The sequence below is a fragment of the Streptomyces sp. NPDC050704 genome (assembly GCF_040654355.1).
Lineage (GTDB): Bacteria > Actinomycetota > Actinomycetes > Streptomycetales > Streptomycetaceae > Streptomyces.
Genome location: NZ_JBFAHW010000039.1, coordinates 55,748 through 79,295 on the forward strand (window position 1 = coordinate 55,748; position 23,548 = coordinate 79,295).

The window sequence follows — 23,548 nt, forward strand, 5'->3', positions numbered from 1 at the left end:
CTGAGGACGGAATGTCATGCCTCGTCCGATCGCTGTTGCCACGCCTCGCCCGACCGCCGCACAGATCACCTACGGTTCCTGCACCGTGATCTTGTCCACGCTGGCCATGCTGCTGCTGTCACAGACGAGTTCGGGTCTGGGAATCGTGGTGATCGCGCTCTCCGCCCTCGTTCTCGGCGTTCTCGTGGCCATGACGGTTCCCGTGCCGAAGCCCGCGCGGGCCGCCGCGGCACCGACCGCACCCGCGGCTCCTGTCACCGCTGTTGCTCCCAGCTCTGTTGCTCCCACCGCGTCCATTGCCCACGTCGCGGAACAGCGGGTACCGGTGCAGCGCGAGACCGTCGCTGCCGCCATCGCGCCCGAGCCGTGGCGCGAAAGCGCCTGAGCCCCGCAAGCAGCCCGTAAGCAGTACGCGAACCGGCGGGCCCGTGAGACACGGGACCCGCCGGTTCGTTGTGCCGCCGACATGCGGCCGGTTCAGCCGGTGCTGACCACCACCGTCTTGGCGGCCTTGTCGTGCAGGCCCTGCTTGTAGGGCTTGTCGAAGAAGCTCCAGCCGCCCGTGATCGCGGTCCAGAAGCACGCGCAGCAGAACGCGAACGGCACCCACAGGACCAGCGCCCGGACGAGTGAGGTCTGCACCGAGGGCGTCGAGCCGTTGTCGAGGTTCGCCACCCGCAGGTTGAGCCACTTCTTGCCGAGGGTCTGTCCCGACCTGGTGGTCATGAACGTGTCGTAGCCGATGTAGAGCAGGGCCGCGATCAGGGACTGCCCGAGGGACTTGCCGTAGTCGATGTCGTCCCCGTTCACGTCGTACGTGTTGACGCCGAAGCCCCAGGTCAGCAGCCACACCACGATGATGACGAGGATCATGTCGATGATCCTCGCGAGCACGCGCCTGCCGCTCTCGGCGAGCGGGGGCATCCCGGCGAGGGGATCGTTGGCGTACGGACCGCCGCCGTAGGGGTCACCGCCGCCGTAGGGCGGGGGTGTGGCGCCGTACGGGGAGCCTGCGCCCGGCGGCTGCTGGTTGCCGTACGAGGGGTCGTACGGCGGGCCCTGGCCCTCGCCGGGCGGCGGCTGCTGCTTCTTGGACGGGTCCTCGTCCGGACGCTTCCTGAACGGGTCGTCTTCCGGCGGAGGCGGCGGCTCGGTGGTCATATCCCGAGTCGACCGCGAACCCCCCGCCCGCGCAATGGGCGGGCGGCCGTCCGGGGTACCGATCCGCCCGATCCAGCCACGGCTCGGCCGACAGTTCGGCAGCGCCCCCAAAGGGGCGCGGGGAACTGCGCGACCAGCCACGACGGTGCCGCAGGCGACCAACGGCACAACGCGGCACTTCCAGCGGAGCCCCGCGGAGCGCTCAGGCTCAGCCCGCGACGAACGTGTGGGCCGCCTTGTCGTGCCAGCACTGGCGCCACGGGCGGTCGAACAGGCCCCACACGACACCCACGACACCCACCACCAGCACACCCGGGACGCTGTAGACGAGCCAGCGGCGCAGGGCTGAGCCGAACGACGGGGGTTCGCCGCCCTCGATGTCCCGCACCTGGAGACCGCACAGCTTCTTGCCGAGCGTGCGGCCCCACTTGGCGGTGGGCACCGCCTCGTAGAGGACGCCGAAGAGGACCAGCACGGCGAGGATGCCGCCGAGGTAGACCGCGGTCGTGCCGTCAAGCAGCCAGACCGTGACGGTCTCGCCGGACAGCTTGGCGGCGTCGATCTTGTCGTTGACGTGGTCGAGGGCCCTGGTGCCCAGCGGCACGGCGGCCGCGCCGGTGACGCCGGCCAGCACGACCGTGTCCACCAGGCGGGCGGCCAGCCGCTTGCCGAGGCCCGCCGGACGGGCCTCCGACTGTGCCCGGGCCGCCGCCTGGAACGGGTCCTCCCGCACCGGCTTCCACGGCACGACGGGCGGCTCTGACTCGTTCTCGGCCCCGGCCAGCCGGTGCACCTGCTGGGCCCAGGAGGGCTGCCCGCCGCCCGCACCCGCGGCCATGGGAGCGTCGGCGCCGGCCTGCGGAGGGACACCGGGGGTGGACTGCTGCGAGGTGGCGGGGCCGGTGGGCCCGGAGGGTGTGGCGGGGGCGGCCGGGGCGGCGGCCTGAGCCGCGGAGGACTGGGCCGAGGGCGAGGAAGGCTGGGCCCCGCGCTGCTGTCCCGCGCGCGGCGAGACGGTCCGGAAGGTCATCGTGCCCTCGGAGGCGAGGGGTTCACGGGAGCCCGGGACACCGGACCGGTCGGGGCCGGTGGGGCCCCCGGCACCGGCCGGGCCCGTACCTCCGCCCACGGCGTCCGTGCGCCCCGCGCCTGCGGCGTCCGCGTACCCACCGGCCGCGGCGCCGGTACGCCCGGCGCTCGCGTCGGCCGCGCCCGGACCTCCCGCGCGCCCCGCACCCGCGCCGGACCTCCCGGCGACGTGCGCGCGCCCGGCACCCATGGCACCGGCCCTGCCCGGTCCGCCGGTCGCGCCCTCGGGCCCCGCGGCGCCCGGGGCGCCGGTGGGCCGCACCGGGCCCTTGGGCCTGCGGAACACCACCGTGCCGCCGGAGGCGGGAGGCTGGGGGGACCCGGAGTCCTCGTCGGACCCGGGCGTGCGGAACGTGGCCGTGCCGTCCGCGTGCTCGGACCTGCCCTCCGGCTGGGAGGGCTGGGAGGGCGCAGCGGACTGGGCGTCGGGCTGGGAGGACTGGGACGGTACGCGCGGGTCGGGCGAGCCCCAGGAGACCCGGCGGTCCGGGTCGCCGCCGAAGCCGGTCTGCCGGGCACGTTCGGCGCCCCACGCGGCCGCGGGCTCGGGCCGGCTGCCGTGCTGGGCCTCGGCGGGCGACTGTCCCGCGGCCGGCGGGTCCTCGTCGAAGAAGTGCGGACCCGTCTCCTCCGTGGAAACGAAGGCGGACGGCGTGCCGTCGGGCGAAGAGGGCGACGCGCCGTCGGACGGCGCGGGCCGGCTGGTGCCCGGCACCCACGCGGCGCCGTTCCAGTACCGGACATATCCAGGAATGGACGGGTCCGGGTAATACCCTTCGCGGGGCCTGTCGTCGCCGGGGGCCGGGGTTGGGGCGCTCATGTCCGTCGTCCCGTATCTGCTCGGGGGTCGTGTTGAGCGTCCACATCTATCAGACGGGCGCAACCACCACTGCCGCTCCTGCCGTACCTCCCCCCTTCGGGCAAGGTTCCGCCACCCTTTTCGGCCGGGCGCGGTCAGACTCCGCCCTCCTCCGACAACCCCCGTGACAACCCCCGGAAAAACCTCCCCGAACCCGCGTAATGCTCCGGGCCCGGCGCCCTCTCCCTCGTACGGGCCCGCCCACAGGGCCCCGGACACGAGGGGAAACGCACGATATGTACACCGTGGTGGAACGCGAGCTCGAACTCAAACTGGTCCTGTCGCCGGAGCGCAGCATCCCGGTCCCGGCACGGCTGAGCTATCGCACCGACGATCCGTACGCCGTCCACATCACCTTCCACATCGGCTCCGACCACCCCGTGAGCTGGACGTTCGCGCGTGAGCTGCTCGTCGAGGGGGTGTTCCGGCCGTGCGGGCACGGCGATGTGCGGGTGTGGCCGACGAAGGTCGCGGGCCGCGGTGTCGTGCTGATGGCGCTGAGTTCACCCGACGGTGACGCGCTGCTCGAAGCGCCGTCCGCGCAGGTGTCCGCCTGGCTGGAGCGCACCCTGCGGGCGGTCCCTCCGGGCTCTGAGGCCGAGCAGCTCGGTATCGACGACGGCCTCGCCGAGCTGCTCGCGCCCACCCCGGCCGACGACCTCTGGCTACGTGACCCGTGGCCGTCGGACGAGTCCACGGACGGTGAATAGATGGCGGTGAGCAGATGACGGTGAACAGAGACGGGACCGGAACCGGGCGCGTCAACCGGGGGTATCAGAAGAGCTTGCCCGGATTCAGGATGCCCAGCGGGTCGAAGGCCGTCTTGATCGCCCGCTGCATCTCCACTCCCACCGGGCCGATCTCGCGCGCCAGCCACTCCTTCTTGAGGACGCCCACGCCGTGCTCGCCGGTGATCGTGCCGCCGAGTTCCAGGCCGAGGCCCATGATCTCGTCGAAGGACTCGCGGGCGCGCCGGGACTCGTCGGGGTCGCTCGCGTCGAAGCAGACGGTGGGGTGGGTGTTGCCGTCGCCGGCGTGCGCGACGACCCCGATGGTCAGCCCGTACTTCTCGGCGATCCGGTCGACCCCTTCGAGCATCTCGCCGAGCTTGGACCGGGGCACGCACACGTCGTCGATCATCGTCGTGCCCTTGACCGCTTCGAGTGCGGTGAGGGAGAGACGGCGGGCCTGGAGCAGGAGTTCCGACTCGGCCGCGTCGTCCGCCGGTACGACCTGGGTGGCACCGGCGGCCTCGCACAGGGCGCCGAGCGCGGCGAGGTCGGCGGCCGGGTCGTGGGTGTCGAACGCGGCGAGGAGCAGGGCCTCGGTGGTCTCCGGCAGACCCATGTGCGACAGGTCGTTGACGGCCTTCACCGTCGTACGGTCCATCAGTTCGAGGAGGGACGGTACGTGCCCCCCCTCCATGATCCGGCACACGGCGTCGCAGGCGGCGGTGCCCGACGCGAACTCGGCGGCCAGCACCAGCTGTTGGGGCGGCTGGGGCTTGAGCGCCAGGGTCGCCCGTACGACGATGCCGAGCGAGCCCTCGGAGCCGACGAAGAGGCGCGTGAGGTCGTATCCGGCGACACCCTTCGCCGTACGGCGGCCGGTGGACATGAGACGCCCGTCGGCGAGGACGGCGTCCAGGCCGAGGACGTACTCGGCCGTGACCCCGTACTTCACGCAGCACAGCCCGCCGGAGGCCGTGCCGATGTTGCCGCCGATGGTGCACATCTCCCAGCTGGAGGGGTCCGGCGGGTAGTAGAGGCCGTGTTCGTTGACGGCGCGGGAGAGCGTGGCGTTGATGACGCCGGGTTCGACGACGGCGATCCGGTCCACGGGACTGATTTCGAGGATCTTGTCCATCTTGATCAGGGACAGCACGATGCAGCCGTCGGAGGCGTTGGCGGCGCCCGACAGACCGGTGCGGGCGCCCTGCGGGACGACCGGGACGCGCAGCTCGGTGGCGACGCGCATGACGTGCTGGACCTGTTCGACGGTGCGGGGCAGCACGACGACGGCGGGGGTGCCGGCCTCGCAGAAGCTGGCCATGTCGTTGGCGTACGCGGCCGTGACGTCGGGGTCAGTGAGGACCGCCTCGGCCGGGAGGCCCGCGAGGAGACGGTCGGTGAGGAGGTTGCCCGTCACTGCGATGTCTTCATCGGGCCGGGCTTCGATGCGGCTCATGATCACAGCGTCGCACCCGGGGCCATCGGTGTGAACCCCGCCCGCGAGAGGCTTTGCGTGCCGGGGTGGTGGCCGGATGTGTTCTTCGTATTGACGCACAGTGAGCGCCATGGAGAGCCCCGTGGAAAGCGCCAGGGAGAAGGAGCCGCCGACGCGCCCGTCGGTGCGGGACGTGGTGGCGCGGGACGTGCTGGCGCGGCGTGCGCCGGTCGCCGCCGTCGTGGGCTGCGCCGTCCTCGGGGGTGTGCTGATGGTGATGCCCCATGGGCGTCACCACGGGCCACCCCCAGCCCCCGGTCCGGTGGCGCGGGCGATGACGGCGGTCGGGGCCGGGGCGCCCGCCTCACTGCCCGATCTGACGGCGCTGATCGGTGACCGCGAGACGCATCTGCGGGCCCATCCGGGCGATGTGCGGTCGTGGGCGGTGCTCGGGGCCGCGTATGCGGAGCGGGGTGGGCGGACCGGCGAGGCGCGGTACTACCCGAAGGCCGAGCAGGCATTGCGTACGTCGTTGAAGGCGAAGCCGAAGGGGAACCCCGAGGCGCTCGACGGGCTGGCCGCGCTGGCCGGCGCGCGCCACGACTTCCGGGCGGCCCGGACCTGGGGCGAGGCGGCGGTGGCGGCCGCGCCGAAACGGTGGACGGCCTATCCGCCGCTGATCGACGCGTACCGGGGGCTCGGCGACCACAAGGCCGCGGACACCGCGCTTGCCCGGCTGGCCGAACTCCGTTCCGGCGCCCAGGTGTTGACGCGGGCCGGGCTGCTGTACCGGGACCACGGCCGGCGCGAGGACTCGGCGGCCGCGCTGTTCGACGCGGCGGCGCTCGCCTCGACTCCGGCCGAGCGGGCGGCCTGTCTCGTCCAGGCCGGGGAGCTGGCCTGGGAGCGCGGCGAGCCCGCCGAGTCGCTGCGCGCCCACGAGGCCGCGCTGCGGGCCGATCCCGCCGAGCACGCGGCGCTCGCCGGGCGGGGCCGGGCGCTGGCCGCACTGGGGCGTACTCCGGAGGCCCTGCGCGCCTACCGGACCGTGCTGGTGAAGCGGCCGTCGCCGCAGTACGCGCTGGAGCTGGGCGAGTTGTACGAGTCGCTGGGTCGTGGCGGGGCGGCGCGGGCCCAGTACGACGTCCTGCGGGCGCGGGTGCGGGCGGGAGCCGCCGGCGGGGTGAACGACGAGCTCGTCCTCGGCCGCTTCGAGGCGGACCACGGTGACGCCGGGTCCGCGGTGCGCCGCCTGCGCGCCGAGTGGGCCCGACACCCCTCCGTCGCGGTCGCGGACGCCCTCGGCTGGGCCCTGCACCGCTCCGGCGAGGACGAGGAGGCGATCACCTTCGCCACCCGGGCGATGGACAAGCTGCACGGGGGCGGGGTGCGGTCCGCCCTGTACGCGTACCACCGGGGTGTGATCGAGCGGGCGCTGGAGCGGTACGGCCCGGCCCGCCGCCATCTCGCGGAGGCGCTCCGCATCAACCCGTACTTCTCGCCGCTCCACGTGCCGTCGGCGAAGGAGGCACTGGAGGCTCTGGGCGAGCCGGGGGAAGCGCCGGCGGAGTTCTCTGAGGCGGCCGGAGTCACACCTCGGCCGTCCCGATGAGGGCGTTGCGCGTGACCAGTCCCGCCAGCTCCGCCTCCGGCAGGGAATCCGTGCCGGCGGGGCGCCGGGGCAGCACCATGTAACGGGTCTCGGCGCTGGAGTCCCAGACGGTGATCTCCGTACGGTCGGGCAGGCTGAGCCCGAACTCGGCCAGTACGGCCCGGGGTTCGCGGACCACGCGGGAGCGGTAGGCCTCGGACTTGTACCAGGACGGGGACGGGCCGAGGAGGCGCAGCGGGTAGCAGGAGCACAGGGTGCAGACGATGACGTTGTGGGTCGTCTCGGTGTTCTCGACCACCCGCAGGCGCTGGAAGCCGCCCTCCATGAGGCCGAGTTCACGGACCGCGGCCGTGCCGTCGGCCAGGAGGCGGGACCTGTACGCGGGGTCCGTCCAGGCGCGGGCGACGACCCGCGCACCATTCGCGGGTGACGCGCTCGACAGGAACGCGTCGATCACCTCGTCGAGGTCCCCGCCCGAGAGGACCCCCCGTTCCTCCAACAGGGTCTCCAGTCGCCGCACCCTCCGGGAGATCAGCGCGTCGGCGTGGTCACCGCTCATGTCCGGGATCCTCCTCCGAGTCCGGCTCCGAGTCCAAGTAGCTTTCCCACAGGTCCAGTACGACGTGGTGGTCGCCCTCGCCCCAGAGGTCACGCGCCGCGAACCGTACCGCGTAGATCTGCTCGACCGGCGCGTCCCCGCGGCCCTGCGCGCTGACGTCCGCGAGCGGGGCGGGGCCCTCGGGCTCGACGACGACTCCGCGGCGGCCGCGTGCGTACCGGGGCAGGCGGGTGTGGTGCGGCGGGTCGTGGAGGTACGTACGGACGGCCGTGCCCGGAGCGAAGCGATCGGCACCACTCCCGGTGCTCCCGGTGCTCTCGGTGTCAGACATCGAGTTCCCCCGGCTTGATCAGGCCCTTGCGCTCAAGGAGCGTGCTGATCGCGTGGAACCACCGCTCGTAGTACGACGCCGCCAGGTACTCCCCCGGCGGCATCGACTCGATGGCGTTCCTGAACTCGTCGGTGTTGAACACTCCTTGGGCCCGCAGAGCGTTGAAGAGCCCGAAGACCCGCGCTTCCCAGTCCGCGTGGAACGGCTCGGTGTCGTCGGTGATGTCGATGGGGCCGAAGCCCTCCATGCCGCCGATGTCGTTCATCCTGGCCATACGACCAGGCTACGACCGGGCGCCGGAAACGCTAGAGATTGCCCCGCTTCTCCTGCTCCCGCTCGATCGCCTCGAACAGGGCCTTGAAGTTGCCCTTTCCGAAGCCCATCGAGCCGTGGCGTTCGATGATCTCGAAGAAGACGGTCGGGCGGTCCTGGACCGGCTTGGTGAAGATCTGCAGCAGGTAGCCGTCCTCGTCGCGGTCGGCGAGGATCTTCAGTTCGCGCAGGGTGTCGACGGGGACGCGGGTGTCGCCGACCCACTCGCCGAGGGTGTCGTAGTACGAGTCGGGCGTGGCCAGGAACTGGACTCCGGCCGCGCGCATGGTCCGTACGGTCTCCACGATGTCGTTCGTGTTGAGCGCGATGTGCTGGACGCCGGCGCTGCCGTAGAACTCCAGGTACTCGTCGATCTGGGACTTCTTCTTGGCGATGGCGGGCTCGTTGATCGGGAACTTGACCTTGAGGGTCCCGTCGGCGACGACCTTCGACATCAGCGCGCTGTACTCGGTCGCGATGTCGTCGCCCACGAACTCCTTCATGTTCGTGAAGCCCATGACCTTGTTGTAGAAGCCGACCCACTCGTTCATGTGGCCGAGCTCGACGTTGCCGACGCAGTGGTCGATGGCCTGGAAGGTGCGGTGCGCGGGCGGTTCGACGATCGGGTCCGCGGCGACGAAACCGGGGAGGTACGGGCCGTCGTAACCGGTCCGCTCGACGAGGGTGTGCCGGGTCTTTCCGTACGTGGCGATCGCGGCCAGCACCACCGTGCCGTGCTCGTCCTTGACGTCGTACGGCTCGGCGACCGAGCGGGCCCCGTGCTCGACGGCGTACGCGTACGCGGCCCGCGCGTCCGGGACCTCGATCGCGAGGTCTACGACGCCGTCCCCGTGCTCGGCCACGTGCTCGGCCAGGAAGTGGCCCCAGGGGGTGGCGGGCTTGATGACGGAGGTCAGGACGAAGCGCGCCGAGCCGTTGGTGAGGACGTACGAGGCGGTCTCGCGGCTGCCGTTCTCCGGTCCGGAGTAGGCGACGAGCTTCATGCCGAAGGCGGTGGAGTAGTAGTGCGCCGCCTGCTTGGCGTTGCCCACGGCGAAGACGACCGCGTCCATTCCCTTGACCGGGAAGGGGTCTGCCTGCCGCGCGGTGTCGGGGGTGTGGTGGGTTTTCGCAGAAGTAGCTGCCATGGCCGCAGGCTCTCTCCGTTCCGCAAGGTGCGCAATAGTTTGCGTATCCACTGGACAATCTGCTCAGCTGAAAGCCCGTAGCGGCGGGCTTTGTGTGCAGGATGACCATCCCCGGAGGCCCCTGTGGCGATCGATCAACTGGACGGCCGGCTTCTGGTGCTGCTGGCGCGGGAGCCGCGGATCGGGGTGCTCGAGGCGTCCCGGCGGCTCGGTGTCGCGCGCGGGACCGTGCAGGCGCGGCTCGACCGGCTTCAGTCGAATGGAGTCATCCGCGGCTTCGGGCCGCAGGTGGACCCGGCGGCGCTCGGCTATCCCGTCACGGCGTTCGCGACGCTCCAGATCCGGCAGGGCCAAGGCGCGGACGTACGGGCCCACTTGGCGACCGTGCCCGAGGTGCTGGAGCTGCACACCACGACCGGCAGCGGCGACATGCTCTGCCGGCTCGTCGCCCGCTCCAACGCCGATCTCCAACGGGTGATCGACCGGGTTGTCGGTTTTGATGGCATCGTCCGGGCCGCCACGGCGATCGTCATGGAGAACCCCGTTCCACTGCGGATCATCCCGCTGGTGGAGCAGGCCGCGCAGGACAGCGACTGACAGCACCGATCTGCCGGTGACCGGCAGCACCGACGGGGTGACGGGACGGGAGTGACTGCGGGTGAACTTCTGGGAGTACCTCGGCAGTCGCCACCAGCAGCTGCTCGCCGACGCCTACCAGCACGCCAGTGCCGTCTTCCAGTGCATGGTCGTGGCGACCCTGATCGGCGTACTGACCGGTGTCGTCGCCTACCGCAGCGAGTGGGCCGGCAACCTCGCCACGACCACCACGTCCACGATCCTGACCATCCCTTCGCTCGCCATGATCGGTCTGCTGATCCCGCTGGTGGGGCTCGGCGTCCCGCCGACGGTGATCGCGCTGACCCTGTACGGGCTGCTGCCGATCGTGCGCAACGCGATCGTCGGGCTGCGCGGGGTCGACCCGGCGCTGGTGGACGCGGCGAAGGGCATCGGGATGTCGCGCCTCGCCCGGCTCCTGCGCGTGGAGCTGCCGCTGGCCTGGCCGCCGATCCTGACCGGGATCCGGGTCTCCACGCAGATGCTGATGGGCATCGCCGCGATCGCCGCGTACGCCTCCGGGCCCGGCCTCGGCAACGAGATCTTCCGCGGGATCGCCTCCCTGGGCAGCAAGAACGCGCTCAACCAGGTCCTCGCGGGCACGCTCGGGATCATCGTCCTGGCGCTGCTCTTCGACGCCGCGTACGTCGTCGTCGGACGGCTGACCATCCCGAGGGGGATCCGTGCCTGAGAACGCCGCCGACCCGGCTCCGACGGCCCTTGCGGCCGATACGCCGGCCACGGCCAGTACGTCAGCCACGGCATCCGGCGCCACCATCGAGCTGGAGAACCTGACCAAGCGCTATCCGGGGAGCGGCGCGCCCGCGGTGGACAGCGTCTCCATGGAGATCAACGCCGGGGAGCTCGTCGTCTTCGTCGGTCCCTCCGGCTGCGGGAAGTCCACCACCCTCAAGATGATCAACCGGCTGATCGAGCCGACCGGCGGGCGCATCAGGATCGGCGGCGAGGACGTCACCGACATGGACCCCGTGAAGCTGCGCCGCAGGATCGGGTACGCGATCCAGGCCTCGGGGCTCTTCCCGCACATGACGGTCGCTCAGAACATCGCCCTCGTACCGAAGATGATCGGCTGGCCGAAGGCGCGGATCAGCTCGCGGGTGGAGGAGATGCTGGATCTGGTGGGTCTGGACCCCGGCGAGTTCCACGGCCGCTATCCGCGCCAGCTCTCCGGTGGGCAGCAGCAACGGGTGGGCGTGGCACGGGCGTTGGCGGCCGATCCGCCGGTGCTGCTGATGGACGAGCCGTTCGGCGCGGTCGACCCGATCACCCGTGACCATCTCCAGGACGAACTGATCCGGCTCCAGCACGAGTTGCACAAGACGATCGTCTTCGTCACGCACGACTTCGACGAGGCGATCAAGCTGGGCGACCGGATCGCCGTGCTGCGGGAGCGGTCGCACATCGCGCAGTTCGACACCCCGGAGGCGATCCTCACCAACCCGGCCGACGACTTCGTGTCCGGTTTCGTGGGCGCCGGGGCCGCGTTGAAGCGGCTGAACCTGACACGCGTACGGGATGTGGAGATCACCGGATATCCGACGGTGACCGTCGACGATCCGCTCCAGGAGATCTTCAACAAGCTCAAGTCGAGCGGTACGAACGAGATCCTGCTGCTCGACAAGCGCGGGCGGCCCTACAAGTGGCTGCGGCGCGGGGACCTGATGCGGGCCAGGGGGTCGCTGGCCCGGGCGGGCACGCTGGTGCACGACACGGTGACCCGGGACGCGACGCTGCGGGACGCGCTTGAGGCCGTGCTCACGGACAACGCGGGGCGGGTCGCGGTGACCGGGCGGCGCGGGGAGTACACGGGTGTCGTCGACATGGAGACGCTGATGAACTCCGTGCACGAGCTGCTGGAGGCCGACCGGCTCGACGCGATGGAGCACCGGCACGACCTGGAGGAGGCGCGCGCCCAGCAGACCCATCACGAGCAGGAGGGCACGGCCGTGGTCGGCGGGGAGGCGAAGGCGTGAGCGCGCCCCAGGCGGAGACAGGGTCCGACACCGACACCGGTGCCGACAGCGGTTCCGGGCCGGACGGACCCGAGGTATCGGCGGCCACCAAACCCATTGCACCCACGGTGAGTTGGCAGAAGCTGACCTTCCTGCCCGCCGTGCTCGTCTCCGTGCTGCTCGCCACCTGGATCTGGTTCGAGCAGGCGGACCTGGACCCGCTCTCCGAGAACGCGCTCTCCAACGGCCAGGTGTGGAAGGCGCTGCGGCAGCACATCGAACTGACCGTGATCTCCACGTTCTTCGTGCTGGTCATCGCGATCCCGCTGGGCATCCTGCTGACGCGCGGCGCCTTCCGGAAGGCGACCCCGGTCGCGATGACCGTCGCCAACATGGGGCAGGCCACCCCGGCCATCGGCCTGCTGGCCCTGCTGGTGATCTGGCTGGGCATCGGCCGGAAGGCGGCGCTGATCGGCATCATCGCGTACGCCGTCCTGCCGGTCCTCTCGAACACCATCGCCGGACTGAAGGCGAACGACCCGACCCTCCTGGAGGCGGCCCGCGGCATCGGCATGTCCCCGCTGGGCGTGCTGAGCCGCGTCGAACTCCCCCTCGCCGTACCGCTGATCCTCGCCGGCGTCCGTACGGCACTCGTCCTGAACGTGGGCACGGCGACGCTCGCCACCTTCGGCGGGGGCGGCGGTCTCGGCGTACTGATCACCACCGGGATCACCAACCAGCGCATGCCGGTCCTGATGCTCGGCTCGATCCTGACGGTCGTCCTGGCACTGCTGGTGGACTGGCTCGCGTCCCTGGCCGAACTGCTGCTCAGCCCGCGCGGGTTGGAGGCGGGCTCATGAGACGGCATACGGACATGAGATGGCGTACGGATACGAGACGGGGTACGGGTCTGAGGCTGCGTACGTGCCTGGTGGCCGCCGCCGGGGCGCTGCTGCTCGCCTGCCCGTCCGGCTGCGGGCTGACCAGTGGCTCGCCCATGGTGGACGACGTGGAACCGGGCTCGATCGGGCAGGGAAAGCCCCTCGAAGGCGCGGACCTCACCGTGACGTCCAAGGAGTTCACCGAGCAGCTGATCCTCGGCGCGATCATGGGCATCGCCTTCCAGGCGGCCGGCGCCGACGTCCTCGACCGCACGGGCATCCAGGGCTCCATCGGCGCCCGGGAGGCCGTCAAGGGCGGTGACGCGGACGCGATGTACGAGTACACGGGCACCGCCTGGATCACGTACCAGGGCAACGCCGACCCCATCCCCGATCCGCACAAGCAGTGGGAGGCCGTGCGCGACGCCGACCTGAAGAACGGCCTGACCTGGCTGCCGCCCTCCTCCCTCAACAACACCTACGCACTCGCCATGAACCGGTCCAACGCCAAGAAATACGGCACGAAGACGCTCTCCGACGTGGCCGCGCTCGCCAGGTCCGACCCCAAGGCGGTCACCGTCTGCGTGGAGAGCGAGTTCGCCAACCGCGCCGACGGACTGCCGGGCATGGAGAAGGCGTACGGCATGAAACTGGCCGCCGGGAACATCACTCAGATGGACACCGGGATCATCTACACCCAGGCGGCGAAGGGGAGTTGCGCGTACGGGGAGGTCTTCACCACCGACGGCCGCATCAAGTCGATGAACCTGTCCGTGATGGCGGACGACAGAAAGTTCTTCCCCAACTACAACGTGGCCCCCGAGATCAACACCAAGACCCTGAAGAAACACCCGGCGATCACGGACATCCTCGCCCCGATCACCAAGCGCCTGACCAACACCGTGGCCCAGCAACTGAACGCAAAGGTGGACGTGACCGGCGAGGACCCGCACACGGTGGCCCTGAACTGGATGAAGAAGGAGGGCTTCGTGAGGGAGGGGTGAGGCTGTCGGCAGGGAGGGGGTAGGGGGTGAGCCTGTCGGCGGGCTAACAGCCGGGGACCGAGCCCGTGCCCTTTTCCAGTGCCGTCAGTGCGGTGACCGCGCCCTTCAGCGTGGTCACCGGGATGAGTCGCAGGCCCTTCGGGAGTTCCGACTTCGCGTCCGAGCATTCCGCCCGGGGGACCAGGAAGACCGTGGCGCCGTCGCGGCGGGCGGCCTGGGTCTTGAGGGCCACTCCTCCGACGGCGCCGACCTTTCCGTCGGCCTCGATGGTCCCCGTGCCCGCGATGACGCGGCCGCCGGTGAGGTCGCCGCCGCTGCCGTCGCCGTTCAGTTTGTCGACGATGCCGAGGGAGAAGAGGAGCCCGGCGCTGGGCCCGCCGACATCGGCGAGTTTCAGGGTGACCTTGATGTCGTCCGAGTCCTTGCCGAGGTGGTTCAGGGCCGCCTCGGCGGCGGAGTCCTGGGACTTCCGCATCTCCTCGGTGTTGTAGTCCTCGATCTCCCGCACGTTGTCGCCGCTCGGGTAGACCGCGTCGCGCGGCATCACGGCTCGGTCCGTACGGAACCAGCCGTCGAGCACGTCACCGAGGCTCACGTCCGTGTCAGGTCCGGTCGCCTCGATGGTCGTCATCCGCAGCTGCCCGCGCGTCTCGCGGACGGCCGCGCCGGAGATCGTGATGACCGGGTCGCCCTGGTTCTCGCCGAGGACGTTCACCGTCCCGCCGGGCTGGGCCACCGAGAACGGCAGCGGCACGAACACCGCCGTGGCGAGCAGGGCCACGACAGGGAAGGCGCAGACGGCAACGGCCTGGAGACGCGTGAGACGAGAGAGCACGGGATCAATCTAACGCGAGGCCGAATCAAGCCCGTGGCCTGGGCAGCGAGCCCGCGGCCTGGGCAGCACCGGGGCTGGCGCCCCGCAGGGGCGCGGGGAACTGCGCGCCCAGCCCCCACCGACCCTCAGACGTCACACCACCCAAGCCCTGGAAGCCTCGACGCCGACCAACAACTCAGACCGACGCAACCACAACACCGACCCCGGCTCAGACCAAGCGTCAGCGCAGTGCGTCGGCGACTTCCTTCGCCGCGTCGACCACCCGCGGCCCCACCCGCTCCGGCACGACGTCCGCGAGCATGACGACACCGACGCTGCCCTCGACCCCCGTGACCCCGAGCAGCGGCGCCGCCGCACCGCTCGCGCCCGCCTCCAGCTCCCCGTGCGTGAGGGTGTAGCCGGGCTCCTCCAGGGGCGTCGCCCGCGCGGCGAGGATCGCCCGGCCCGCGGCGCCCCGGTCCAGCGGATGCCGGAACCCGGCGCGGTACGCCACGTGGTAGTCCGTCCACGTCGGCTCGACCACGGCGACGGCGAGCGCCTCCGTGCCGTCGACCAGCGTGAGATGGGCCGTCGCCCCGATGTCCTCGGCCAGCGACCGCAGCGCGGGCAACGCGGCCTCGCGGACCAGCGGATGCACCTGCCGTCCGAGCCGCAGCACTCCGAGCCCGACACGGGCCCGGCCGCCCAGGTCACGGCGTACGAGGGCATGCTGTTCCAGCGTGGCGAGCAACCGGTACACGACGGTCCGGTTCACCCCGAGTTTGTTGGACAGCTCGGTGACGGTCAGACCGTGGTCGGTGTCGGCGAGCAGTTTGAGGACACGCAGTCCCCGGTCGAGCGTCTGGGATGTCTCCGCGGTCACGACGCCCACTCCTTAGTGGTGAGGGTCGACGGCCCCCTCCGCGGCGGATGCGTCGCCGGTCCCATCGGCGACGCGCGTCAGAGGCCGCCGGTCGGCAAGCGTCCCGGGCATCCCGGGCGGCACCGGCTGCGCTCCGCGGCGGCGCTGCCACGGGGCGTGTGCGTAGCGGGACAGTAGCGAGCTGGTTCGCTCAGCGGAAGGCTCCGTCCAGAATCCGGGCATTCACAGGTACGTACCGCATCAACAGGCCCCTGATTTGCTCCATGTTTGCCCTGTTCTGCCCGGCGCACGCCACTCCGCGTGCACCACACCTGCACAGAGCGCACACGCGAACGCACACGCACAAGGGCGCCGGTGCCGTGACAGCACCGGCGCCCTTGTCGGCGTACTCCGCAATCCACAACCCGCATCCGTACTCAGTACTCCGCAGGCACCCGGAGGCACTCCGCGGCCACCCGGAGGCGTCACCGCATACGAGTGGCCCACTCCTGCACCTTGGCGATCCGCTGCCGCAACTGCCCGGCCGTCGCCTCCGCGCTCGGCGGGCCGCCGCACACCCGCCGCAGCTCGGTGTGGATCACACCGTGCGGCTTGCCGCTCTGGTGGACGTACGCGCCGACCATGGTGTTGAGCTGCTTGCGCAGTTCGAGCATCTCCTTGTGCGAGACCACCGGCCGCCGCTCGGCGGGGAGTTCGAGGAGGTCGGCCTCTTCGTCCGGCTTCTTGCGGCTGTGCGCGATCTGCCGGGCCTGCCGTTTCTGGAGCAGCATCTGGACCTGGTCGGGTTCGAGGAGCCCGGGGATGCCGAGGTAGTCCTGCTCCTCCGCGCTCCCGGGGTGCGCCTGCATCCCGAACTCGGCGCCGTCGTACAGCACCCGGTCGAAGGTGGCCTCGGACTCCAGCGCCTCGAAGGCGAACTGCTCCTGCTCGCCGGTGTCCTCGTCCTGCTCCTTGTTCGCCTCATCCATCTCCTTCTCGGATTCGGCGTACGGGTCCTCCTCGCCCTCCTTCTTGGGCTTGTCGAGGACGTGGTCGCGCTCGACCTCCATCTCGTTGGCGAAACCGAGGAGGTCGGGGACGGTCGGCAGGAAGACGGAGGCGGTCTCGCCGCGCCGCCTGGACCGTACGAATCGGCCGACGGCCTGCGCGAAGAAGAGGGGCGTGGAGATGGTGGTCGCGTACACGCCGACCGCGAGCCGCGGCACGTCGACGCCCTCGGACACCATCCGGACGGCGACCATCCAGCGGTCGTCGCTGTGGCTGAACTCGTCGATCCGGTTGGAGGCACCGGTGTCGTCGGAAAGGACGAGGGTGGCCTTGTCGCCGGTGATCTCGCGGATGAGTTTGGCGTAGGCGCGGGCGGAGTCCTGGTCGGAGGCGATGACGAGGGCACCGGCGTCCGGAATGCCCTTCCTGACCTCCGTCAGGCGCTGGTCGGCGGCGCGCAGCACGCTCGGCATCCACTCGCCGCGCGCGTCGAGGGCGGTGCGCCAGGCCTGCGAGATGGCGTCCTTCGTCATCGGCTCACCGAGCCGGGCGGCGATCTCGTCCCCCGCCTTCGTACGCCACCGCATGTTGCCGCTGTAGGAGAGGAAGATGACGGGCCGCACGACCCCGTCGCCGAGGGCGGACCCGTAGCCGTACGTGTAGTCGGCGGCGGACCGCCGAATCCCGTCGTTCCCCTCCTCGTACGCCACGAAGGGGATGGGGTTGGTGTCGGACCGGAACGGCGTACCGGTCAGGGCGAGCCGGCGGGTGGCGGGCTCGAAGGCCTCCAGGCAGGCCTCGCCCCAGGACTTCGAGTCACCGGCGTGGTGGATCTCGTCGAGGATGACGAGGGTCTTGCGCTGCTCGACGCGGTTGCGGTGCAGCATGGGCCGCACGCCCACGCCCGCATACGTGACCGCGACCCCGTGGTACTCCTTGCTCAGCGGCCCCGCGCTGTACTCGGGATCCAGCTTGATCCCTATCCGCGCCGCCGCCTCCGCCCACTGCTTCTTCAGATGCTCGGTCGGCGCGACCACGGTCACCTGCTGCACGACATGGTGATGCAGCAGCCACGACGCGAGCGTCAGCGCGAACGTCGTCTTGCCGGCGCCGGGTGTGGCGACGGCCAGGAAGTCGCGTGGCTGCTCCTGGAGGTATCTCTCCATCGCCCTCTGCTGCCAGGCACGCAGCTTGTTGGCGGTGCCCCAGGGGGCGCGGCCGGGGAACGCGGGTGAGAGATGGTGCGAGGAGGCAGTTGTGCCGGCGGTGGTAGTCACGGTCTCCGTGGGGTGGTTGAGCGGCTCGGCGGCGTCAGCAAAGGGAGGTGCGTATGCGGATGCGTATGACAACCGGGCCACCCTACCGGCGGCCCGGTCATGTCAACGTGCGGACGACGCGGGGTCGGCATCGGATGGGACTCAGCTCACAGAGACCGTCGACGGGTCAGCGCGCGAAGCGCGGCAGCTGGGCAGCGATCTTGGGGACGTCGAGGGCACCCTGGCAGACGTCCAGCACGAAGGTCTCGGCCTCGTCCACGTCGAACTCCGCGTCCAGCGGATGCCCGTTCATGTGCAGGAAGACCCAGGTCGCGTACCAGGCGATGCGCTTGTTCCCGTCGATGAGGGCGTGGTTGCGGGCGAGCGACTCCATCAGGGCCGCCGCCTTCTCCCAGACGTCCGGATACGCGTCCTGTCCGAACACGCTCGACTGCGGCCGAGCCAACGCCGAGTCCAGGAGCCCGAAGTCGCGCACCTCGTCGGCCCCGAGCCGCTTCGCCAGGTTCAGCAGCTCGGGCAACGTGAGGTAGTGCATCAGGCGAGCCTCCGGTTCAACTCGGCGCTGGCCTTGAGTACGTGATCGGCCGCCTCGTTGAACAGTCGGGAGTGTTCGTTTATGGCCGAGATCACGGCATCGTGCGCGAAGGCCTGCATGCTGCGCCCTTCTGCTGCCGCCCGCTCGCGCAGCGCATCGAGCTCGTCATCCGTAAACCGCAGGTTCAGTCCAGCCATGCTTCGACGGTACTACGCGGTACCACCTGGTGTCACTTGAATTCGGTCCGCACCCGCGTAGTCACCCAGGCCCCCACCAACGCCACCCCCGCCATCGGCAGGAACACCGCCGCGAAGGCAGCCGGATGACCGCCGGAGGCCGCCGTGGCCGCATGCGTCACCGTGCCGCCGCCCAGCGCCGCGAACGCCGCACCGCCCGCCGCCAGGAGCAGGACGTTCGAGAGGCCGTCGGATATCTGGAGCGCGGCGGAGTTGGTGCCGGCCTCCTCGGGCGCGGAGAGGTGCAGCAGGAGAACACTGGTGGAGGAGATCACCAGCCCCATCCCGAAGCACCCGAACGCCCACGCCACCGCCAGCGTCCACACCGGCACCGCGTCGATCAGCACACTCGGCGCGGCGGCGATCGAGGCCGCGACCAGCACCATGCCCAGCAGCATCAACCGGTCCCGGTACGGCTCGACCCGCGCCCTGGACTGCACGAAGGAGCCCAGCGCCCACGTACCGCCCCCCGCCGCCAGCGAGAACCCGGCCATCGTCGGCGACAGCCCCCGCTCGGTGACCAGCATCAGCGGCACGAAGGACTCCGCCGCGATGAAGGACCCGGCCGCGACCCCGCGCAGCAGCACCACGGCGGGCAGCCCGCGCGCCGCCCGGTACGTGCCGCGCGGCAGCAGCCCGAGCATCGCCGGGACGAGCAGCGCGGCCCCCGCCACGGCCGGCACCAGGGACAGCCACCGCAGGTCCTGCGCGCCGTACTGCAGCAGCCCGGCGCCGAGCGATATCCCCAGTGCCAGCCGGATGCGGCGCCGGTCGAAGGGCGCGGCGAGGGCGCCCTCCGTCGGCCCGGACGCCCGCCGCCGTATCTGCGGCAGCGCGAGCGCCAGCGGAAGGACGACCAGTACGGGTATCCCGAGGAACACCCAGCGCCAGCCGAGGTGTTCGGTCACCGCGCCGGAGGCGAGCGGCCCGACCACGGACGGGATCACCCAGCTCGCCGCGAACGCCGCCATGATCGACGCCCGCAGCCGCTCCGGATAGGCCCGCCCCACGACCACGTACAACGCGACGATCACCATCCCCCCGCCGAGCCCCTGTACCGCCCGGCCGAGGATGAACAGCCACATCGTCCCCGCCGTCCCCGACAGCAGCAGCCCCGCCGCGAACGCCCCGATCCCCGCCGTCAGCGACCCCAGCGGTCCGGCACGGTCCGACCACTGCCCGGACAGCACCATCCCGAACAGGCTCGTCGTGAAGTACCCCGAGAACGCGAACGCGTACAGCGAGACCCCGTCCAGCTCCCGGGCCGCCACCGGCATGGCCGTCCCCACCGCCGTCGCCTCGAAGGCGATCAGCAGCACGACGGACACGATGCCGATGCTCAGGGCCCGGTGGGAACGACTGAGCACGCTCTCCTGAGGTGCGAGCTCGGTCGGTACGGTCGGGGTGTCTGCGACGCCGGTGTCGCTCGGTTCCAGGGTGGTCATGTCCGCCAGCGTAAGGGGCGAACCAGCCCCTGGCCCCTGTCGAGAGACCCTGCCCGACCGGGACCTTGGTCGTACGACCACGCGTACGGCCCTCCTTTCATGAACGCCGTGTGGCAGTCCCGTTGCAGCCCCCGCCCATCCCTTGAGTCCCCTCCTGACCGCGGCCTACGGTCAGGACATCGAGTCCGGAACGACCAGAACAACCAGAACAAAACGGGACTCGAAGAACGGCCGTGTGCCCGAGTGGTTTAGGGGCTCGCCTGCGCTGCATCCATCAGCGGGCTCCGCCCGCGGGGAGTTACGCGGGTCCGATTCCCGCCACAACACAGTCGAGGACGAGAGCTGGACCCAAAGAATGGCCGTGTGCCCGAGTGGTTTAGGGGCTCGCCTGCAAAGCGAGTTACGTGGGTTCGATTCCCGCCACGGCCTCTTGTGCCTGAGCAGGCAGAACAACGGGGCGGCACCCGCGAGGAGTGCCGCCCCCGCCGATGGCCCGGTGGCCCCACGGATCACGGTCGTCGAGACCGACTACGCACGAGTACTACGTCGCTCACCAGCGACTCGGCGGCCCTGTCGCCCTCGCGTGGCCCACCTGTCCGGTCAGACCCGTGCGCGGCACGGTAGGCGGTCCAGGCGAGGGTGAGCACCGCCGGCACGGACGCCAGCAGCAGCAACTCCGGCGGCGGCAGCGCGCGTTCCAGCACGGCCAGCAGATACGGCGCGCCGAATCCGAGGTAGGCCAAGGCCTGGAAGACAGCGGTCAGCCTGCCCAGGTTCTCGGCGCCCGCCAGGCGCTGTACCTCCATCAGGCCGCACACCAGGCAGCAGCCGTAGCCCGCGCCGAGCACCAGCGCGGCGACGGCGATGAGCCACCACTGCGCGATCGCCGCAGCCGCCGCGCCCAGTACCAGTCCGCCGACGACGATGCCCAGCGCGGTGGCGATCAGGCGGGGCTTCTCCGGGTGGTGGACTCGGCGCGCCAGCGGCTGCACCAGGATGCCCGAGACCATGGTCAGCGTGGTCACCAGCGCGCTGAACATCAAGGCCCTGTCGCCGAGTTGGTCCCGCACCAGGCCGGGCAGGTAGGCCAACGCGACCGAGGACGCGCCGAACACCCATGGGGCCAGCGGCGCGACGACGGTCCAGAACCGGCGCCCGCTCGCTTCGGGCAACCGCAATCGCAACCCGAACGCGGCGTCCCCGTCGGCTTTGCGGGGCTCCGGTGTGCGCAGCACGAACGGTACGGCCGCCAAGGTGAGTGCCACATGCGGAAGGTAGGAGGTGAGGACCGGGTTCGGTGCGGCCTGCGCGATGAGACCGGCGATCAGCGGTCCGACGGCGAAGCCCGTGGTCATGCCGACTGTCGCGCGTCGGGCACCGGTGTGCTCATCCCGACCGGAACCGTCGGCGGTGAGTTCCTTGATCCATGCGGTGCCCGAGCTGAACGCCGCTCCGCTGGCGGCACCGGCGACCAGCCGCCCGATGAACAGCCAGCCCAGCCCCGAACCCGCCGACATGAGGAGCCCGCTGGCGAGCGCCGAAGTGATCAGCGCGGGCACCAGCACCCGACGGCGGCCGTACCGATCGGAGTACGGGCCGCCCAGCAGCAGCCCGGGGATCAGTCCGACGCCATAGAGGGCGTAGGTCGCCTGCACCGTCGTCGTCGAGACGCCCAGGTCGGAGCGGTACATCAACAACAGCGGCGCGAACTGGTTCGCTCCCCAGCCGACGGCCGCCACACCCAGGGCGATCGCAAGCCAGGCACGGCTGCCGCCGGAAGGTTGATCGTCTCCCTTCGGGGCCTGCGGGGCCTTTCGGCATATACGCGATGTACGCGCTGTCGGGTTGGTCATGACTACGACGCTGACCGGTGAGCAACAACCTCCACAATGGGCCGAAACGCCATGGTGCGTACAATTTATGCCATGACCTCTGTCGCGCTGGGCGTCACCGACGGGATGACGCTGTTCGAACTGGCCATTCCGTGCACGATCTTCGGACCCGGCAATCCAGAGGCTGCCGAGGCCGGATACGAGCTGAAGATCTGCGCGGCCCCCGGGGCACGTGTCGGGGGATGGCTGCGCTCCGAGACACCGCACGGTCTGGAAGACCTGGCAGAGGCCGACACGGTGATCGTCCCCGCCTGCGACGACGCCCTGGACCACCCGCCTGCCGAACTGGTGGAAGCCGTGCGCGCGGCGCACCGAGGGGGCGCTCGGGTCGCCTCCATCTGCACCGGAGCGTTCGTGCTGGCCGCTGCCGGGCTGCTCGACGGACGCCGCGCGACCACCCACTGGATGCACACCCGAAAGCTGGCCGAGTCCTATCCGGAGGTCGAGGTGGATCCCGGCGTGCTGTACATCGACGACGGCGACGTGCTCACCTCGGCGGGGCAGGCCGCGGGAATCGACCTCTGCCTTCACATGGTCCGCAGCGACCACGGCGTGACCCTGGCCAACACGTTGGCAAGGCGGCTCGTCGTGGCTCCGCATCGCGCAGGCGGGCAGGCGCAGTTCATCGCCGGCCCTTTGCCCGGCGGCGACGGCGGAGGTCCCGGTGAGGGTCGGTACGGTCTGTCCGGCCTGCTCGACGAAACGAGGCAACGGCTCGACGAGCCGGTCACGGTCGCCGAACTCGCTCGCCGAGCGAACATGAGCCTGCGCCATTTCAGCCGCCGGTTCATGGCGGTCACCGGCACCAGTCCACTGCAGTGGCTGCTCACTCAGCGAATCCGTCGTGCACAGGAACTGCTCGAAACGACCGACAACAGCATCGAGCGAATCGCCGAGCAGGTCGGAATGGGCACCGCCACGACCTTGCGTCGCCATTTCAACCGCGTGGTCGGCATCTCGCCGACCGCCTATCGGCGCGCGTTCACCGAGTCCCGTGGCCTTGGCCGTACTCGTGCTCGTCGGCCGGGGCTCACACAGACGTCGGACCGGCCCTGAGTTCGCCGTGTCGGCCGCCGCCCTACGACGTGGGGGCGGCCGACACACGCTGACGTCGGCCGTGCTCGCGGTGCAGTAGCCAGAGGGTGAACGCCAGGGTGGATATGTCGGCGTGGAGCGGCCGCAGGGTGGCATGGGCGGCGGACCACGCGAGGATCACGCCGGTCGAGCCGTCGACGAGAAGATCCGTGTCCTCGGCAAGATCCGTGTCCTCGGCAAGGTGGCCGAGACGGAGCAAACTGTCGGCGCCGTCAGGCAGTTCGGGGCTCGCGCCGCCCCGCTCCGTCGCGTAGTGCTCGGCGAGCGTCGGCAGCGGGACGTCCGTGGCCAGCTGGAACACGAGGCCGTCCTCCGGGAGGCCCATGTCCCGGAGGAAGCGGCGGGTCGGCTCGTGCGTGAGCACGGCCGGGAAGTCGACCTCCTCGAAGCGCATGACCCCGCCCGCGCCGAACTCCTCGTCGAGCAACCGCCGAGGCAGGTCGAGGAGCAGCTCCACACCCGGACCCGCGAGCAGCGCGAGCTGCCGGACCAGCGCGGCCATCCGCCAGTACGCCGACACGTCACCCCGCAGGCCGTCCTCGAAGACGGCGTACGGACCCAACTCACCATCGGTCAGCGTGATCGCCGCCGCCGCACCTGTGCCAGTCGTCGTGCTCATGATTCCCCCGTGCATGTGATCGCGTGGTGCTTCCCCGGCAGGGAACGGCCACCGC

23 protein-coding genes, 1 tRNA gene and 1 pseudogene are annotated in these 23,548 nt (G+C 70.8%); 10 read left to right on the forward strand and 15 right to left on the reverse strand.

Translation table 11 applies throughout. The features are described 5' to 3' along the window. The first annotated feature begins 16 nt into the window (after positions 1–16). Positions 17–385, forward strand: coding sequence for a hypothetical protein (locus AB0I18_RS23560; RefSeq protein WP_363107522.1), 369 nt, complete (start codon positions 17–19; stop codon positions 383–385). A 92-nt stretch (positions 386–477) separates the two neighbouring features. Here AB0I18_RS23560 and AB0I18_RS23565 read toward each other — a convergent pair whose 3' ends face one another. Beyond that, the gene (locus AB0I18_RS23565) at positions 478–1,161 is read right to left on the reverse strand and encodes an RDD family protein (protein ID WP_363107523.1); all 684 of its coding nucleotides are present in this window, start codon (positions 1,159–1,161) and stop codon (positions 478–480) included. A gap of 208 nt (positions 1,162–1,369) precedes the next feature. Further along, on the reverse strand, positions 1,370–3,070 hold the full coding sequence (locus tag AB0I18_RS23570; protein ID WP_363107524.1) for an RDD family protein: 1,701 nt from the start codon (positions 3,068–3,070) through the stop codon (positions 1,370–1,372). A 275-nt stretch (positions 3,071–3,345) separates the two neighbouring features. Here AB0I18_RS23570 and AB0I18_RS23575 point away from each other — a divergent pair, with 275 nt between their 5' ends. After that, positions 3,346–3,819 carry an SsgA family sporulation/cell division regulator gene (locus tag AB0I18_RS23575; protein ID WP_363107525.1) on the forward strand — a complete coding sequence of 158 codons (474 nt, stop codon included), beginning with the start codon at positions 3,346–3,348 and terminating at the stop codon, positions 3,817–3,819. A gap of 64 nt (positions 3,820–3,883) precedes the next feature. On the opposite strand, the gene AB0I18_RS23580 is transcribed toward AB0I18_RS23575, so the two are convergent. After that, entirely contained in the window at positions 3,884–5,302 is a 1,419-nt protein-coding gene (locus AB0I18_RS23580) for an FAD-linked oxidase C-terminal domain-containing protein (protein ID WP_363107526.1), read from the reverse strand. 103 nt (positions 5,303–5,405) lie between these two features. On the opposite strand from AB0I18_RS23580, the gene AB0I18_RS23585 reads away from it, so the two are divergent. Continuing rightward, positions 5,406–6,887: a tetratricopeptide repeat protein gene (locus tag AB0I18_RS23585; RefSeq protein WP_363107527.1), complete on the forward strand. Its 1,482-nt coding sequence runs from the start codon at positions 5,406–5,408 to the stop codon at positions 6,885–6,887. Here the strand turns inward: AB0I18_RS23585 and nthA are convergent. The 4 genes from nthA to hppD are packed head-to-tail and all read right to left on the reverse strand — an operon-like array spanning position 6,865 to position 9,237. After that, a complete protein-coding gene (gene nthA, locus AB0I18_RS23590) occupies positions 6,865–7,446 on the reverse strand; it encodes a nitrile hydratase subunit alpha (RefSeq protein WP_363107528.1) in 582 nt (193 codons plus the stop codon). The two genes, AB0I18_RS23585 and nthA, sit on opposite strands and share 23 nt — an antisense overlap. Beyond that, complete coding sequence (locus tag AB0I18_RS23595; RefSeq protein ID WP_363107529.1) at positions 7,436–7,777, reverse strand: SH3-like domain-containing protein; 342 nt, start codon at positions 7,775–7,777, stop codon at positions 7,436–7,438. Before AB0I18_RS23595 ends, nthA begins: the two co-directional genes overlap by 11 nt. Beyond that, entirely contained in the window at positions 7,770–8,051 is a 282-nt protein-coding gene (locus AB0I18_RS23600; RefSeq protein ID WP_363107530.1) for a hypothetical protein, read from the reverse strand. Before AB0I18_RS23600 ends, AB0I18_RS23595 begins: the two co-directional genes overlap by 8 nt. Positions 8,052–8,082: 31 nt before the next feature. Then, positions 8,083–9,237, reverse strand: a complete 1,155-nt coding sequence (gene hppD / locus AB0I18_RS23605) for a 4-hydroxyphenylpyruvate dioxygenase (RefSeq protein WP_363107531.1) — start codon at positions 9,235–9,237, stop codon at positions 8,083–8,085. Positions 9,238–9,360: 123 nt separating this feature from the next. On the opposite strand from hppD, the gene AB0I18_RS23610 reads away from it, so the two are divergent. The 5 genes from AB0I18_RS23610 to AB0I18_RS23630 all read left to right on the forward strand — a co-directional run bounded on the left by AB0I18_RS23610 (position 9,361) and on the right by AB0I18_RS23630 (position 13,710). Further along, positions 9,361–9,834: an Lrp/AsnC family transcriptional regulator gene (locus AB0I18_RS23610; protein WP_363107532.1), complete on the forward strand. Its 474-nt coding sequence runs from the start codon at positions 9,361–9,363 to the stop codon at positions 9,832–9,834. Between the two features lie 61 nt (positions 9,835–9,895). Further along, positions 9,896–10,543 (forward strand): ABC transporter permease, encoded by a 648-nt coding sequence (locus tag AB0I18_RS23615; RefSeq protein ID WP_363107533.1) that lies wholly within the window; start codon positions 9,896–9,898, stop codon positions 10,541–10,543. Between the two features lie 85 nt (positions 10,544–10,628). Then, positions 10,629–11,846 carry a betaine/proline/choline family ABC transporter ATP-binding protein gene (locus tag AB0I18_RS23620; protein WP_363107552.1) on the forward strand — a complete coding sequence of 406 codons (1,218 nt, stop codon included), beginning with the start codon at positions 10,629–10,631 and terminating at the stop codon, positions 11,844–11,846. Positions 11,847–11,941: 95 nt separating this feature from the next. Continuing rightward, positions 11,942–12,685, forward strand: a complete 744-nt coding sequence (locus tag AB0I18_RS23625) for an ABC transporter permease (RefSeq protein WP_363107553.1) — start codon at positions 11,942–11,944, stop codon at positions 12,683–12,685. A gap of 14 nt (positions 12,686–12,699) precedes the next feature. After that, positions 12,700–13,710, forward strand: a complete 1,011-nt coding sequence (locus tag AB0I18_RS23630) for a glycine betaine ABC transporter substrate-binding protein (protein ID WP_363107534.1) — start codon at positions 12,700–12,702, stop codon at positions 13,708–13,710. Between the two features lie 43 nt (positions 13,711–13,753). Here AB0I18_RS23630 and AB0I18_RS23635 read toward each other — a convergent pair whose 3' ends face one another. The 6 genes from AB0I18_RS23635 to AB0I18_RS23660 all read right to left on the reverse strand — a co-directional run bounded on the left by AB0I18_RS23635 (position 13,754) and on the right by AB0I18_RS23660 (position 19,887). Beyond that, the gene (locus AB0I18_RS23635) at positions 13,754–14,545 is read right to left on the reverse strand and encodes a S16 family serine protease (RefSeq protein WP_363107535.1); all 792 of its coding nucleotides are present in this window, start codon (positions 14,543–14,545) and stop codon (positions 13,754–13,756) included. A 220-nt stretch (positions 14,546–14,765) separates the two neighbouring features. Continuing rightward, positions 14,766–15,407 carry a helix-turn-helix domain-containing protein gene (locus AB0I18_RS23640; RefSeq protein ID WP_363107536.1) on the reverse strand — a complete coding sequence of 214 codons (642 nt, stop codon included), beginning with the start codon at positions 15,405–15,407 and terminating at the stop codon, positions 14,766–14,768. A gap of 464 nt (positions 15,408–15,871) precedes the next feature. Then, the gene (locus AB0I18_RS23645) at positions 15,872–17,671 is read right to left on the reverse strand and encodes a DEAD/DEAH box helicase (RefSeq protein WP_363107537.1); all 1,800 of its coding nucleotides are present in this window, start codon (positions 17,669–17,671) and stop codon (positions 15,872–15,874) included. Positions 17,672–17,837: 166 nt separating this feature from the next. Next, positions 17,838–18,206, reverse strand: coding sequence for a type II toxin-antitoxin system death-on-curing family toxin (locus AB0I18_RS23650; protein WP_363107538.1), 369 nt, complete (start codon positions 18,204–18,206; stop codon positions 17,838–17,840). Then, the gene (locus tag AB0I18_RS23655; protein WP_363107539.1) at positions 18,206–18,403 is read right to left on the reverse strand and encodes a hypothetical protein; all 198 of its coding nucleotides are present in this window, start codon (positions 18,401–18,403) and stop codon (positions 18,206–18,208) included. Before AB0I18_RS23655 ends, AB0I18_RS23650 begins: the two co-directional genes overlap by 1 nt. Positions 18,404–18,435: 32 nt before the next feature. Beyond that, positions 18,436–19,887, reverse strand: a complete 1,452-nt coding sequence (locus AB0I18_RS23660; protein WP_363107540.1) for an MFS transporter — start codon at positions 19,885–19,887, stop codon at positions 18,436–18,438. Between the two features lie 357 nt (positions 19,888–20,244). Between AB0I18_RS23660 and AB0I18_RS23665 the strand changes: the two genes are divergently transcribed. Further along, positions 20,245–20,316: transfer RNA gene (locus AB0I18_RS23665), tRNA-Cys, on the forward strand. A gap of 80 nt (positions 20,317–20,396) precedes the next feature. On the opposite strand, the gene AB0I18_RS23670 is transcribed toward AB0I18_RS23665, so the two are convergent. Next, complete coding sequence (locus tag AB0I18_RS23670; RefSeq protein WP_363107541.1) at positions 20,397–21,740, reverse strand: MFS transporter; 1,344 nt, start codon at positions 21,738–21,740, stop codon at positions 20,397–20,399. Between the two features lie 72 nt (positions 21,741–21,812). On the opposite strand from AB0I18_RS23670, the gene AB0I18_RS23675 reads away from it, so the two are divergent. Next, positions 21,813–22,835 (forward strand): helix-turn-helix domain-containing protein, encoded by a 1,023-nt coding sequence (locus AB0I18_RS23675; protein WP_363107542.1) that lies wholly within the window; start codon positions 21,813–21,815, stop codon positions 22,833–22,835. Between the two features lie 22 nt (positions 22,836–22,857). Here AB0I18_RS23675 and AB0I18_RS23680 read toward each other — a convergent pair. After that, positions 22,858–23,424, reverse strand: a pseudogene (locus AB0I18_RS23680) (SUKH-4 family immunity protein); the annotation flags it as partial. Positions 23,425–23,548: the final 124 nt, after the last annotated feature.

What these genes read in the sequence shown, in the direction of transcription:
- AB0I18_RS23570 (WP_363107524.1), bottom strand. Translation starts at nt 3,070, where the DNA reads ATGAGCGCCCCAACCCCGGCCCCCGGCGACGACAGGCCCCGCGAAGGG.
- AB0I18_RS23655 (WP_363107539.1), bottom strand. Translation starts at nt 18,403, where the DNA reads ATGGCTGGACTGAACCTGCGGTTTACGGATGACGAGCTCGATGCGCTG.
- AB0I18_RS23585 (WP_363107527.1), top strand. Translation starts at nt 5,406, where the DNA reads ATGGAGAGCCCCGTGGAAAGCGCCAGGGAGAAGGAGCCGCCGACGCGC.
- AB0I18_RS23565 (WP_363107523.1), bottom strand. Translation starts at nt 1,161, where the DNA reads ATGACCACCGAGCCGCCGCCTCCGCCGGAAGACGACCCGTTCAGGAAG.
- AB0I18_RS23595 (WP_363107529.1), bottom strand. Translation starts at nt 7,777, where the DNA reads ATGTCTGACACCGAGAGCACCGGGAGCACCGGGAGTGGTGCCGATCGC.
- AB0I18_RS23670 (WP_363107541.1), bottom strand. Translation starts at nt 21,740, where the DNA reads ATGACCAACCCGACAGCGCGTACATCGCGTATATGCCGAAAGGCCCCG.
- AB0I18_RS23600 (WP_363107530.1), bottom strand. Translation starts at nt 8,051, where the DNA reads ATGGCCAGGATGAACGACATCGGCGGCATGGAGGGCTTCGGCCCCATC.
- AB0I18_RS23630 (WP_363107534.1), top strand. Translation starts at nt 12,700, where the DNA reads ATGAGATGGCGTACGGATACGAGACGGGGTACGGGTCTGAGGCTGCGT.
- AB0I18_RS23575 (WP_363107525.1), top strand. Translation starts at nt 3,346, where the DNA reads ATGTACACCGTGGTGGAACGCGAGCTCGAACTCAAACTGGTCCTGTCG.
- AB0I18_RS23660 (WP_363107540.1), bottom strand. Translation starts at nt 19,887, where the DNA reads ATGACCACCCTGGAACCGAGCGACACCGGCGTCGCAGACACCCCGACC.
- AB0I18_RS23675 (WP_363107542.1), top strand. Translation starts at nt 21,813, where the DNA reads ATGACCTCTGTCGCGCTGGGCGTCACCGACGGGATGACGCTGTTCGAA.
- hppD (WP_363107531.1), bottom strand. Translation starts at nt 9,237, where the DNA reads ATGGCAGCTACTTCTGCGAAAACCCACCACACCCCCGACACCGCGCGG.
- AB0I18_RS23650 (WP_363107538.1), bottom strand. Translation starts at nt 18,206, where the DNA reads ATGCACTACCTCACGTTGCCCGAGCTGCTGAACCTGGCGAAGCGGCTC.
- nthA (WP_363107528.1), bottom strand. Translation starts at nt 7,446, where the DNA reads ATGAGCGGTGACCACGCCGACGCGCTGATCTCCCGGAGGGTGCGGCGA.
- AB0I18_RS23560 (WP_363107522.1), top strand. Translation starts at nt 17, where the DNA reads ATGCCTCGTCCGATCGCTGTTGCCACGCCTCGCCCGACCGCCGCACAG.